This window comes from Bacillus sp. KICET-1 (genome assembly GCF_027721405.1).
Classification (GTDB): domain Bacteria; phylum Bacillota; class Bacilli; order Bacillales; family Bacillaceae; genus Bacillus; species Bacillus velezensis.
Window position 1 is genome coordinate 65,546 of record NZ_CP113515.1, and the last position, 12,683, is coordinate 78,228.

Annotated in this window: 16 protein-coding genes; 8 read left to right on the top strand and 8 right to left on the bottom strand. The window is 48.0% G+C overall.

What is annotated here, in order from left to right; genetic code table 11:
• The first annotated feature begins 39 nt into the window (after positions 1-39).
• Both OVA33_RS00325 and OVA33_RS00330 read left to right on the top strand, forming a co-directional pair.
• Complete coding sequence (locus tag OVA33_RS00325; RefSeq protein WP_017419121.1) at positions 40-687, top strand: hypothetical protein; 648 nt, start codon at positions 40-42, stop codon at positions 685-687.
• A 50-nt stretch (positions 688-737) separates the two neighbouring features.
• The gene (locus tag OVA33_RS00330) at positions 738-1,598 is read left to right on the top strand and encodes an NAD(P)-dependent oxidoreductase (RefSeq protein ID WP_063637091.1); all 861 of its coding nucleotides are present in this window, start codon (positions 738-740) and stop codon (positions 1,596-1,598) included.
• Positions 1,599-1,632: 34 nt separating this feature from the next.
• Here OVA33_RS00330 and pdaA read toward each other — a convergent pair whose 3' ends face one another.
• Both pdaA and OVA33_RS00340 read right to left on the bottom strand, forming a co-directional pair.
• On the bottom strand, positions 1,633-2,424 hold the full coding sequence (gene pdaA, locus OVA33_RS00335; protein WP_003155556.1) for a delta-lactam-biosynthetic de-N-acetylase: 792 nt from the start codon (positions 2,422-2,424) through the stop codon (positions 1,633-1,635).
• A gap of 100 nt (positions 2,425-2,524) precedes the next feature.
• Positions 2,525-2,710, bottom strand: coding sequence for an SE1561 family protein (locus OVA33_RS00340; RefSeq protein ID WP_003155558.1), 186 nt, complete (start codon positions 2,708-2,710; stop codon positions 2,525-2,527).
• A gap of 145 nt (positions 2,711-2,855) precedes the next feature.
• Here OVA33_RS00340 and yfkAB point away from each other — a divergent pair, with 145 nt between their 5' ends.
• Positions 2,856-3,977 carry a radical SAM/CxCxxxxC motif protein YfkAB gene (gene yfkAB / locus OVA33_RS00345; RefSeq protein WP_017419119.1) on the top strand — a complete coding sequence of 374 codons (1,122 nt, stop codon included), beginning with the start codon at positions 2,856-2,858 and terminating at the stop codon, positions 3,975-3,977.
• Between the two features lie 6 nt (positions 3,978-3,983).
• Complete coding sequence (locus tag OVA33_RS00350; RefSeq protein WP_017419118.1) at positions 3,984-4,817, top strand: mechanosensitive ion channel family protein; 834 nt, start codon at positions 3,984-3,986, stop codon at positions 4,815-4,817.
• A 28-nt stretch (positions 4,818-4,845) separates the two neighbouring features.
• Here OVA33_RS00350 and OVA33_RS00355 read toward each other — a convergent pair whose 3' ends face one another.
• Positions 4,846-5,640, bottom strand: a complete 795-nt coding sequence (locus tag OVA33_RS00355; protein WP_117363985.1) for a YfkD famly protein — start codon at positions 5,638-5,640, stop codon at positions 4,846-4,848.
• Positions 5,641-5,710: 70 nt separating this feature from the next.
• Positions 5,711-6,766, bottom strand: coding sequence for a calcium/proton exchanger (cax, locus tag OVA33_RS00360; protein ID WP_007408511.1), 1,056 nt, complete (start codon positions 6,764-6,766; stop codon positions 5,711-5,713).
• A gap of 158 nt (positions 6,767-6,924) precedes the next feature.
• Here cax and OVA33_RS00365 point away from each other — a divergent pair, with 158 nt between their 5' ends.
• Positions 6,925-8,103 (top strand): MFS transporter, encoded by a 1,179-nt coding sequence (locus OVA33_RS00365; RefSeq protein WP_063637090.1) that lies wholly within the window; start codon positions 6,925-6,927, stop codon positions 8,101-8,103.
• Positions 8,104-8,137: 34 nt separating this feature from the next.
• On the opposite strand, the gene OVA33_RS00370 is transcribed toward OVA33_RS00365, so the two are convergent.
• Genes OVA33_RS00370 through OVA33_RS00385 form a run of 4 tightly spaced genes read right to left on the bottom strand, consistent with a single transcriptional unit; the run spans position 8,138 to position 9,954 of the window.
• Positions 8,138-8,281 carry a hypothetical protein gene (locus OVA33_RS00370; RefSeq protein ID WP_017419116.1) on the bottom strand — a complete coding sequence of 48 codons (144 nt, stop codon included), beginning with the start codon at positions 8,279-8,281 and terminating at the stop codon, positions 8,138-8,140.
• Between the two features lie 8 nt (positions 8,282-8,289).
• Positions 8,290-9,129: a YihY family inner membrane protein gene (locus OVA33_RS00375; protein ID WP_007408509.1), complete on the bottom strand. Its 840-nt coding sequence runs from the start codon at positions 9,127-9,129 to the stop codon at positions 8,290-8,292.
• Between the two features lie 11 nt (positions 9,130-9,140).
• The gene (locus tag OVA33_RS00380; protein ID WP_017419115.1) at positions 9,141-9,467 is read right to left on the bottom strand and encodes a hypothetical protein; all 327 of its coding nucleotides are present in this window, start codon (positions 9,465-9,467) and stop codon (positions 9,141-9,143) included.
• 13 nt (positions 9,468-9,480) lie between these two features.
• Positions 9,481-9,954 carry a low molecular weight protein-tyrosine-phosphatase gene (locus OVA33_RS00385; protein ID WP_012117078.1) on the bottom strand — a complete coding sequence of 158 codons (474 nt, stop codon included), beginning with the start codon at positions 9,952-9,954 and terminating at the stop codon, positions 9,481-9,483.
• 155 nt (positions 9,955-10,109) lie between these two features.
• On the opposite strand from OVA33_RS00385, the gene OVA33_RS00390 reads away from it, so the two are divergent.
• The 3 genes from OVA33_RS00390 to aroD all read left to right on the top strand — a co-directional run bounded on the left by OVA33_RS00390 (position 10,110) and on the right by aroD (position 12,637).
• Positions 10,110-10,325 carry a DUF1128 domain-containing protein gene (locus OVA33_RS00390; protein WP_003155571.1) on the top strand — a complete coding sequence of 72 codons (216 nt, stop codon included), beginning with the start codon at positions 10,110-10,112 and terminating at the stop codon, positions 10,323-10,325.
• 330 nt (positions 10,326-10,655) lie between these two features.
• Entirely contained in the window at positions 10,656-11,849 is a 1,194-nt protein-coding gene (locus OVA33_RS00395) for an MFS transporter (RefSeq protein WP_003155573.1), read from the top strand.
• Positions 11,850-11,875: 26 nt separating this feature from the next.
• The gene (aroD, locus tag OVA33_RS00400; protein WP_017419113.1) at positions 11,876-12,637 is read left to right on the top strand and encodes a type I 3-dehydroquinate dehydratase; all 762 of its coding nucleotides are present in this window, start codon (positions 11,876-11,878) and stop codon (positions 12,635-12,637) included.
• Positions 12,638-12,683 lie beyond the last annotated feature (46 nt).

Consider the following 12,683-nt stretch of genomic DNA (forward strand, 5'->3'; position numbering starts at 1 on the left):
TTTAAGAAAACATGATAGTCTGGAAAAAAACGTAAAGAGGTGTGCGCCGTTACCATCTTTTCTCACAAAATCATTTCTTCTGTCCTCCTGGCTTTCAGTGTCATGTCCATTGCCCCGCTGTATAACGGCCGTACGGTGTCTGATTACATCTTTGAGTCGCTCGGCTATTCCTCTTGGCCGGAAGATGGAGCCCATATCTCCGTCATTCCCGGGGTCGTGCTTTACTTTGCGGCGTTAATCTGGTGTGCCGCCGCGTTCAGGCGGACGCTTCCCGCGGCGGGGCTGTTTCTGATCTTTCTCAGTATGGGGGCCGCTTCCGGTATCAGTCCCGCCACTGAATATGCCGCTTTTTCCTTAAAACAGTTCGCGCCCGAAAAAGAGGCTGTCGAATATTTGAAGCACCGCAGCGAATGCAGTCATTTGGTTGAGCGAAAAAGAGCGGGCATGAGCTGCACGCTTTATATCAATCATTACGGAAAAGGGGAACAAACCATTTCTGTCACCCCGGATTTATCAGAAAACATAAAGGACGTCACATTCAAATCAAAAACGTTCACTGTAAAGCCCCGTTCGAAAACAATCATCAAGACGCGGTTTACCGGATTTTATAAGGGGAAAGCCGCCTCAGACTCCGGGTGGTCTTCAGAACCTGAACTGAAAGTGGCAATCCTGTACACAGCAGAATAGCCATTTTGCATGTATAATGGTGGAAAACTTTTCATTGGAGGGACTGTGAAATGAAGATCGCCATCGTCGGACTCGGCAATATGGGCCGCCCCATCGCCGAAAATATCATGAAAGCCGGATACAGCCTGACTGTATATAACCGGACGAAAGAAAAAGCGGCTGACCTCCTGGAAAAAGGGGCCGAATATGCCGAAACGCCCCGCCAGGCAGCTGAACATGCAGATATCGTGTTATCCATGCTGTCAGACGATGAAGCCGTAACAGACGTGACTTTCGGAGCTTGCGGCATTATTGCCGGGTTATCTGAAAACGGCATTCATATTTCGATGAGCACGATCAGTACAGCGCTGTCAGAACAGCTTTCCGCCGCACATTCGGGCAGAGGGCAGTCCTTTATCGCCGCTCCCGTCCTCGGCCGCCCCGATGCCGCTGAGAAGGCCGAACTCCGCATCATCACAGCCGGACCGGCAGAAGCGAAGAAAAAGGCCGAACCGCTGCTTAACATCCTGAGTCAGCAAGTATTTGACACTGGTGAAGAAACAAAAACGGCCAATGCCGCGAAAATCAGCGTCAATTTCTTGCTCGTGTCCATGCTGGAGGCGTTATCTGAATCATTCTTAATGATGGAGAGATACGGGTTAGAACGGAAACAATTTTTAGAAATCGCCGGCGCGCTCTTTGGCTCTCCCGTCTATCAAAATTACGGCACGATCATGGCTGAGGAGAAATTTGAGCCGGCCGGTTTCAAAATGTCTTTAGGGCTGAAGGATACCAATCTGGCGCTCGCCGCCGCAGAACAGGTTTCCGCAAAACTCCCTCTTGCCGAACTGGCGAAGAGCCATTTTGAAAGCGGGGTCGCACAAGGCTTCGGGGATCTGGATTGGGCCGCTTTGATTAAATGTATCAAATAACAAAACACCTCTCCATTACCAGGAGAGGTGTTTTCTACAGGCGCGGCAGCTTCATTTCTTTCTCAAACATCAGGTCATCAATGCTTTTAAACGTGTAGCCTTCTTTTTTCAAATCGGTAATGGCATCGTCCAGAGCTTCTGAATTGTCCTTTGAAACGGTGTGAAGAAGGTAGATCGCGCCGGGATGCGCCTGCTTTATCATGTGATCATAGGCGTATTGTTTCCCTTTTTGCTCGTTAACCTTCCAGTCGACAAATGCGACGGACCAGAAAACGGTTTGGTAACCGAGACGCTTCGTTTCTTTGAGGACATATTCGCTGAATACGCCGCGCGGCGGACGGAGATACAGGTTGTCCCGCTTTCCGGTAATGTTGTACACAGCTTCCGTGACGGAATCGAGTTCGTCTTGAATCTGATCGCCCGTTTTTGTCGTCAGATCAGGATGATGAAAAGAATGATTGCCGATGATATGGCCTTCCTTTGACATCCGTTTAATCAAATCAGGCTGCTCTTTCACAAAATGACCCGTGACAAAAAAAGTGCCCGTGACGTGATGTTTTTTTAACACATCAAGCACTTTCGGGGTGTACCCATTTTCATATCCGTTATCAAACGTTAAATAGATGGTCTTTTCTTTCGTATTGCCCAAATAAAAGGCATCATATTTTTTGACCAGATTGTCCAGCTGTCTGCCGGCATCCGGCGGCTGATGATTGACGCTGCGTTTAAATCCCCAGTTTATCCGTTCATTCGGCACGGCTTCTGCGCTGTTGATGCCTCCCGCAAGTAAAACGGCCATGCAGCAAATTGAACAAAACCATTTCATGACCAGCACTCCTTCTGCATTTTTCCTTATTTTGCAGTAGGCCCTGCCCTTTTATACAGCCGCATTATGGAAAAAGAAAAACCCCGGCATCCGCCGGGGGTTATTCCCAATCCTTTTTAAAGCGTTCGTATTTTGCTTCCAGATCATCAAGCATGCCGATGAGCCGGTCTATATCTTCAACGTCCGTTGATTCAGGGTCTAATGAATCAATGACATTCATAAACATATCGAGTCTGTTCTTTAAGTAATCGAGCTGCTGATCTTTGCTGTTTACTGCATTCCCCATACTTCCACTCCATTCATTTTTTATAATGGTAGCGTATTTTTTGGCGTTTTTCAATGGTTCCGCTACTTGCGATCTTGGCAGATCAGGTCTAAAATTAACAGTTGGCAGACGTTAGTATGCCCATTTATAAAGGAGTTAGATAGTCATGACACAAAACACAGCACTGCGTCCGATTACACCGGAGTACGATCCTTGGGAAGCGTACATGGATGTCGACCAGTATGGAGATATGAAACTGACGAACGTTGAATTCACAACGACGACTTTGTGCAATATGAGATGCGAGCACTGCGCCGTCGGGTACACGCTCCAGCCGAAAGACCCGAATGCGCTGCCGATCGACCTTTTATTAAAGCGGCTTGATGAAATTCCTCTGTTGCGCTCTATCAGCATTACGGGCGGCGAACCGATGCTTTCGCTGAAATCGGTAAAGGAATACGTCGTCCCGCTTTTGAAATATGCGCATGAACGCGGCGTGCGCACACAGATCAATTCAAACCTGACGCTTGATATCGGGCGCTACGAACGGATTATTCCTTATTTGGACGTTCTTCACATTTCCCACAACTGGGGAACGGTCGAGGACTTTGCTGATATCGGATTTGCGATGATGGAGAAGAAACCGACATTTGAACAGCGGGCGCGCTATTTTGACAAAATGATTGAAAACAGCCGCACGCTGGTCGAAGCAGGCGTAATGGTTTCAGCGGAAACGATGCTGAACAAACGCACGCTGCCGCATATTGAACATATTCACCGGCAGATTACGGAAGAAATGAAATGCCAGCGGCACGAAGTCCATCCGATGTATCCGAGTGATTTCGCCAGCGCGCTTGAATCACTCAGCCTGAAGGACATGAGACAGGCCATTCATCATCTGCTCGACATTCGCGATGAAGAGACATGGATGCTGTTCGGCACGCTCCCGTTTTACGCATGCAGCCCTGATGAAGAAGACCAGAAGCTCCTCCGCCGCCTGCGGGAAGCGAAAAACGTTACGGTGCGAAACGACCCTGACGGCCGCTCCCGCCTGAATGTGAACATTTTTGACGGAAATATCATTGTCACGGATTTCGGCGATACACCGCCGCTCGGCAATATTAAAACAGACAGCCTTCCCGATGCATATGACAAGTGGAGACAGACGAAGCTGAGCAAAGAGCTGAACTGCCGCTGCACAAACGTCCGGTGCCTCGGACCGAACGTCCTTGTCAAAAACAGTTATTATCAGGACACGGATTTTTCATTACGAAAAGCCAGAGGTTAACAGAAGATGGAAACGACAATTACGGATATTTTGAAAAGCAAAGTGGTTGAGATCATCATCGTCGCTCTCGTTCTTTACGCCGGTGTATATCTGATCAACCGCTTTGTCCAGGTGTTATTTAAACGCACAGATTTCTTAGAGGAACGGAAAGGGAAGACGATTGAGAGCCTCGTCCGGTCCATCACCCAGTATACGGCGACGATCGGTTTTATCTTTTACGTCATTTCTTTATTTGTTCATGATTTCGGCCGAATTTTAGCCGGGGCGGGCGTTGCCGGTATCGTTATCGGTTTCGGCGCCCAGTCGTTAATCAAGGACATTTTGGCCGGTATCTTTTTAATATATGAACGCCAGCTGCATAAAGGCGATTACGTGACGATTAACAATCTGTTCAACGGCACAGTGGAAGAAATCGGACTCCGTTCCCTCCAGATCCGTGAGTGGACCGGCAAGCTGCTTACCATATCTAACGGTGAGGTCAGACAGCTTCAAAACTATAACATTGATTATATGCGGATTACCGAGTCCGTCGTGATCAGTTACAAGGAAGATCCTGAACGGGTATATGCCATCTTAGAAAAAGCGTGTGACATGCTCAATGATGAGCTTCGCGATTCATTGAAACGGGATGAATTTCTCAATGCGACGGAACCGTTTCAAGTGCATGGAATTATGAGTCTGAACAAATTAACCAGAGGCATAGAATTTACCGTCAAAGGCATGGTTCAAGACACAGAATACTTCTCGGCGAGCCTTGCGGTGAGACGCGTTCTTGCCCGGGAGCTGTACAACAACAATGTGCAATTGCTTGAGGAAATGTATCATACACAAAAAAGCTGATTCCCGAACCGGAATCAGCTTTTTTTATTTATCTCGGCTGCGCTGTCATTTGAAAACCGAATGTGACGTGATCCTGAACCGGAATCCAAGCCCCGATTCCTTGCGAAGTCACATTTTTGACGACAAGTTTCCGCTTGCTGCCTTTCAGCACCAAATACACTTCACCGTATGTTACTTTTCCTTTTTCATTAACGGCCGGAGCGTAGGCGTGCAGGTAGCCGAGCCGCTGCGGAGAAATTTTGTAGGTTTGATCGCGTTTTGTGCCTGCGCCGATAACCGTTTCAAAAGCGAGCGGCAGTTTTGTTTTCTTCATCGCTTTTTGCATCATCATACTTTTTACGTCTTCTGCGTTCGGCACCTTCGCTGTGAGCCCGCCTTTGATTTTGTATTGCTGTTCTTGGGCGTATGAGATAATCGCGGTTTGCTGTCCGCCCCGGTTATCCGCTCTGTTCGTATTGATTTTTTTATATTCCCAGTTGGCGACCGTTTCGTTCGATTGATAGCCGAGCGCCCATTTCCCGAGAAATATTGTCGCCCGGTAGCCGATGGCAAGCGGTGAACCGGAAACCGAGGATTCATTCAGCATTTTTATCAGATGCGGATTTTCGATGTTGATCTCGGATGTATCTAACAATTCCTTTGCCAGTTTGCTCGGCTGAAGCATCGGCTGGTCCTGTGAAGCATTCGGATACGTATTTTCCTTTGAAATGCTTACGACAGAGTTAGGAACCTTAAACGGTTTCTTTGCACCGGCAGACGGCATTGCGAAAAAACTAAAGGATAACAGCAGAATCAATGTGGCATGAAACAGCTTTCTCATCATATCACTCTTTCTATAGCATTTTCCTTTAGTCTTTTCCTCCGCAATCGTTGTTATCCGCATTTTTTACAGGTTAAAGCAGGAAAAAACCGATCGCCATGATGACATAGGCGGCAAGGAGCGTAGCCCCCTCAAACCAGTTCGAATCACCGTCATTTGAAATCATCGTCATCAAAAGGACGGATGATATCATCGCGACAAGCTCGGGCAATGTGAATACAAGCGGCATATTGACCGGAAAAAAGATGGAACAGATCACAAGAACCGGAGCCACAAACATGGCGATCTGCAAAGTCGAGCCTACCGCGATTTCAACGGCGACATCCATTTTGTCTTTGTACGCCATAATAATCGCCGACGCATGCTCTGCGGCATTTCCGACGATTGCGACGATAATCACTCCGATAAACAGCTCGCTCCAGCCGAACTGTTCAGCCACCGCATGGAACGTATGGACAAGGTTTTCAGATATGTAGGCGACGATAATGGTTGAAATAAATAAGACGGCTGTCGCTCTTTTCCCCGACCATTCAGGCTGCTCCTCTTCTTCCTTTGCCTCCGGCTGGTTCGGCTGATAAACACCGCGATGGGTGACGAGCTTGAAATAAAGAGCTGCCACATACAAAAGGATCATGATGATGCTGATGCCGACACTCAAATCAAGCTTGTTTTTTTCCCCCATATCCATGGAAAACACTTCGGGAATGACAAAAGCTACGATAATGGCAAAAATCAGCAGGCCAGAATTATGACGGGCATCATGAATATTGAATTCCTGCCGCTTGTATTTCAAACCGCCGATAAAAAACGACAACCCCGCGACGAGCAGAAGATTGCCGAGCACCGAACCGGTCAGTGAAGCAAGCACGATGCCCGTCAGCCCTTCTTTTAAGGCAAAAAGCGATATAATCAGCTCTACCGCATTGCCGAACGTGGCATTCAGCAGACCGCCGATCCGCGGTCCCGCGATAATGGCAAGAGATTCAGTCGCTCTCCCCATATAACTTGCAAGCGCAATAATCGTCAAGCAATAAATAATAAACAAAACCGCTGACGGCCAGTGCATCAGGCCGCCGATGACTGAAAGCGGCACTCCCGCCGCAGCCGTAAAGAAAAAAATCCGATTCATATCTGCCTGGCTCCTTTTTTCGAATGAGTCTTTTTATATCCTTCTCAAAAACTCCCTCAATTACACTTCCGCGGCAGCCCGAATTGGCATTTTCAGGTTGCCGGACGCGACAAATCCGTGTACGATCAAGAAAGAGACTGAAGAAGGAGAAATACGCGATGTCACGACTGTACTTCTTTATTTTGGTTCTGCTTGTTTCCATCTCCGGATTTTCCCAAGGCATGCTTCTGCCGGTGATCTCCGTCATTTTTGAAACGAACGGGGAATCAGCCGCTATAAACGGACTTCACGCAACCGGCCTTTATATCGGTGTGCTTCTGGCGTCGCCGTTTATGGAGGCCCCGCTGCGCAAGCTCGGATTCAAACCTCTGATGGTCATGGGCGGATTTCTTGTTATCATCAGCTTATTCAGTTTTATTTGGCTTCAATCCATATGGTTATGGTTTTTTCTGCGGCTGCTTATCGGAATCGGGGATCATATGCTGCATTTTTCAACCCAAACGTGGGTGACGTCAAAGTCAACGCCCCGAAACAGAGGAAGAAACATTTCGCTGTACGGACTGTCCTTCGGGCTTGGATTCGCTGTCGGCCCGTTCATGGTCCCTCTTGTGAAAACAAGTCCTTCCCTTCCGTTTATCGTATCCGGCTGTATCAGTCTTGCCGCCTGGCTGTTTGTGTTTGTCTTACGTAACGAGTACCCGGCGCAAGGTCCGGATGAAACATCCGGGGACAACAGCGCAAAACGGTTTTACCGCGCTCTTCTTTTCGGCTGGGTCGCTTTTCTCCCGGCTTTCGGGTACGGTTTTTTAGAAACGGCGCTGAACGGAAGCTTTCCCGTGTACGCCCTGCGTTTAGGCATATCCGTTGATGCCGTCGCGATGATATTGCCCGCTTTTGCTATCGGAAGTATTGTATTCCAGTTCCCTCTCGGTTTATTAAGCGATCGATTCGGGAGAAAACGTGTCCTGCTCGTCATCTTATTAACGGGTGCCCTTTGCTTTTTGACGGCCGGACTGTTTCCGTCACCTTCTGTCATCGGCTGCTGCTTTTTCACGGCGGGAATGGCGGTCGGCAGTATGTTTTCCCTCGGCATCAGCTATATGAGCGACCTGCTGCCGTCCCATCTGCTGCCGGCGGGCAATCTGCTCTGCGGCATTTCCTTCAGCCTCGGCAGCATGATCGGCCCGGTGGCGGGCGGCTGGTATATGCAGCGGTTTGAAAGCGCCAACTTGTTTTACTTTATTACGGTGATCCTGGTCTGTATTTGGCTTGCGCTCGTCTTCGGGAAAACAAAGCACAGTCCCGCATCCAAATCCCATTCTTTTCCGGCCTCATAAAAAAGCCGCCTGATCTGAGTCAGGCGGCTTCTTTCTAGTGGTATCCGTTCTGCCCGTTAGCGCTTCCGCTTGTTTTATTCTTCGGGCCGTTTTTTGAGTTTTGTTTATTATGGCTTCCGCCTTTTTTCGTATGCTTGGTCATAATCGATTCCCCTCCGTTTTTCAGCTTGAACGTCATCCGTTCCTCTATAGCTTGCTCCCGCGGTACGGATTTTCATCAGGAAGCTTTTTACGTTTATGTAAAAGCGCGTTGATTTCTCCTCCTAAAATCAGCAGTGTTCCCGTAAGATAAAACCAGATCATAAGGACGATAATTCCCCCGATGCTCCCGTATGTGGCGCTGTAGTTGGCAAAGGTGCCGACGTAAAATGAGAACAGCATACTGACGATAATCCAGCCGGCTGCCGCGAATACGGCTCCCGGCAGCACAAAACGGAGGGAAAGCCTTTTATTCGGCGCGAAAATGTAAAGCGCGGTAAACACGATTAAAAGGATAAGCGGACTGATACCCCAGCGGACAACCGACCATACCTGCAAAAACAGGCCGGAGGCGCCGATGAAATCTGCGGCCAGCATTCCGATTTCTCTGCCGAACACCGGCAGAAGCAATGCGATTAAAATCGTAACCACCATCGCGATGGTTAAAAAAATTGAGGTCAGGCGAATGATGATAAATGAGCGGTTTTCCTCGACTTCGTAGGCATGGTTAAATGCTCTGACAATCGCGTTCATACCATTCGAAGCCGACCAGATGACGGCGATAATCCCGAATGACAAAAGTCCGCCGCTGCGCTTGTTCAGCGTTTGCTCCGTAATGGATTTCACCATGGACATGGCGCTGTCGGGCGCGTATTGATCGACCGCCCCGAGCACGTCTTCTGCAGATATGGGAAGATAGGCGGTGAGCGTCAGCATGAAAATCATCAACGGAAACAATGACAGCAGGAAAAAATACGCCAGCTCCGCCGATTTACTTTGTCCTTCATGCAGAGAAAACCTTGCAAACAGCTCCTTTATAAAACTCATGACATCCCACCTCAATGATCGTTTTTCGAAAAATGCTCCTTCGTTTCTTTTAACAGGTCAATGACCTGCGGCGTCGTCTGCTTCAGCTTGGTGATCTGCCCGTTTAAAAAACCCAGATCTTCCGATACGGTATTGGCGAAGATTTTCACATGATCCATTTTTGCGGAAGCCTGCTGCTTCAGGGCTTCAGGATGTTTCCGGTAAAATGCCGCACGGCGCCTGCACGCGTCCATGTTCCGGAAACATGCCTCTCTCGTCGGCTTATGTAATAAGGACAGTGCTCCGCCGGCGGCAGCGCCGATCAGAATCGCTTTTGCCATGATGCGTGTCTGCTTCATCGGTCAATCCCCCTTATAAATGATGGTCTTTCTTTATTGTCTCCAGCAAATGACGGCACCCGGACTCGACCAAAGCGTACACCTCGCTGAAATTCCCGGTATAATACGGATCGGGCACGTCCGCAAGGTCCGACTCCGGTACATAATCAAGCAGCCTTGCAATACGCGGCGCCGCTTTTTTATAACCGGCCATGCTGCGCAGATGTCCGATATTTTCTGCATCCATCGCAATGACGTAATCAAAATCGGTCAGGTCAGACTCACGCACCTGCCTCGCCGTGATGCCGCTTGCGCTGATCCCTTTCTTCTTGAGGATCTCCTTTGTCCCTTCATGCGGCGGATTTCCCGCATGCCAGGCGCCGATTCCCGCTGAATCAATGTTAATCTGCCCGTTCAGCCCGTTTTTCTTCACCATATCAGAAAATACCGCCTCTGCCATAGGCGACCGGCAAATATTTCCCAGACAGACAAACAGCACATGTATCATATCGATAACCTCCCTATTCTTTCCCCGCATTTTGAGGATCAAAAACCTTATCATCATCTTAGCAACTTTTCTGCGGCTGTGGAAATAAGCTTTTATTCTAAATGAATTCTGTTAGAATAAAGGATACGAAAACGGTCATGAAAGGATGCATGAATTTGCCGAGCCAACAAACAGAAACGTTAAACAAAATGATTGAAGACATTTCGCAAAAGCTCAACATGCTCAATGTCGGCGTCATCAGAGCGGAAGATTTCAGTGATGAAAAAATAGAAGATCTTACATACCTTCATCAAATGGTCATGAAAAAAGCATCATTCAGCCCGAGTGAAATGCAGGCCATTGCCGAGGAGCTCGCCTCTCTCAGAAAATAAACCCATGTCAGACCTGCCGAAAAACGGCAGGTCTTTTTTTGATTTAAAAAAGTAAAAAAAGTTCATCGGTTTGACACATATAAAAAGAAGGAGTATAGTAACTGTGAACTTGGTAGAACGATATACTAAATGAGCGGGCCGCTTGTCTTTTTTTATTTAGTAGAACGATATACTCGTTGTGATCTCAGCGTTATTCAAGTTTGTTTTGCAACCGTTTTATCAAACAGTTTTCAAAGAAAGGCAGTGGTTCAATAAAGGGGAATGGCGCTGTTCTTTTATCAATTTAAAAAATAATTTAATTCTTTATTAACCGCATTAGGGGATGTCATCATGAAAAACATATACACCAAAATGGCAGCGGGTCTTTATATTAACTATTTCCTGCTGGGCATGATCAATATTATTATCGCATCCAATATGGAGGCATTATCAAAACAGCTTCATACTTCCGCAGCCGGTGTCAGCTATTTGGTCTCCGCCATCGGGATCGGGAAGCTGATTTCGCTTCTGTTTGCCGGGAAGCTTTCGGATACATTCGGGAGACGGCCGTTTATCGTGTCGGGCGCCTTTCTGTATCTGATTTTCCTAATCGGAATTCCGCTTTCGACAAACTATACGGCCGCGTTTATCTTCGCCATTTTCGCCGGGATCGCCAATTCCTTTTTGGATTCCGGGACATATCCGGCGCTTATTGAAGGATTTCCGAAAAATGCAAGCTCTGCAACCGTGTTAATCAAAGCGTTTGTATCCATCGGCGCGACGGTGCTTCCATTTTTTATCGCGTTTATTGCGGACAGGCATTTGTTTTACGGCTGGACGTTTTTCGTACCGGGCATTATTTTCTTCCTGAACGGCTTTTTCCTGTTAAAAGTTCCGTTTCCGAATCATAAGCAAAAAGAAGACGGCGGCCGGACGGAAGCCTCTCCGTCTGATGACGCGTTCACATCACAGCCGTCGATATGGCGCGAAGGCCTTGCGATTATTCTGTTAGGCTTTTCATCTACGGCGCTGTTTATGCTCGTTCAAGTATGGCTTCCTAAGTTCGGGCAATCCGTTTTGGGCATGCCTGAGGTGCAGGCCGTCAAATTGTTGAGCTATTACAGCATCGGGGCGCTTGTATCCGTATTATTGCTGGCTGTGCTGTTAAACAGAGTGATTCAGCCGATTACGGTAATGGTGCTGTACCCTGTGATCGCGGCAATCGCGCTGCTTGCTCTGATTTTCATTCATCAGCCGGCCGTATCAGTCATCAGCTCCTTTGTCATCGGACTTTCAACTGCGGGCATTCTGCAATTGGCGATGACGGTTATGGCTGTTTTATTCCCTAAAAATAAAGGTACGATCACATCTTTTGTTAATATAGCATCAAGCTTATCTTTTATTGTCATTCCGCTTGTAACGGGAGCGATATCCAAAGCGGCCGGCCTGACGCCTGTTTTTCTGCTTGATATCGGAATTGCGGCCGTCAGCGCCCTTCTCGCATTGTTTATCGGAATCCGCTTTAAGCAAGTGATGAAAGCCTGACTATTTTTTAAGGGAGAGGATTTATCATGCAATCTATCACGATCAGAAACACGGTCATCGGCGAAGGGCTTCCGAAGATCATTGTGCCGCTGATGGCGGCCGGAGAGAAAGAACTGCTCGAAGAAATGGAAGCCGTCAACAGGCTTCGCCCGGATATCATTGAGTGGCGGGCGGATGTATACGAGCATGTTAACAGCCTGGACGCCGTAAAAGGCATGCTTGAAAAGCTGCGGAAAGCCGCAGGCGCAACACCGCTGCTTTTCACATTCAGAACCCATAAAGAAGGCGGAAATAAAGTTATTGATGACCGCTTTTACATTGAATTGCTGAAAACCGCCATCGAAACAAAACATATTGACCTTGCAGACGTTGAGTTGTTTACGGGAGAAGCGGAAGTCAAATCAATTGTGAAAACCGCTGAAGATAACGGCGTATATGTCGTCATGTCCAATCATGATTTTCATCAGACACCGAAAAAAGAAGAAATCATTTCCCGGCTGCGGAACATGCAGGCGTACGGCGCGCACATTCCGAAAATCGCGGTGATGCCGCAAAGCACTGAAGATGTTTTCGTCTTATTGGATGCCACTCACACGATGAAAACACAATACGCAGACCGGCCGATCATCACGATGTCAATGGCGGGAACAGGCCTGATCAGCCGCCTGGCCGGCGAAGTCTTCGGCTCAGCGTGCACGTTCGGAGCGGGCAAAGAAGCATCAGCGCCCGGACAGATTCCCGTTGAAGAATTGCGCAGCGTACTCAGCATTTTAAATAAACATATGTAATCAGCGTTTTTCTGCCCTCAAAGCGGGATGAAAAACAAATGAATGG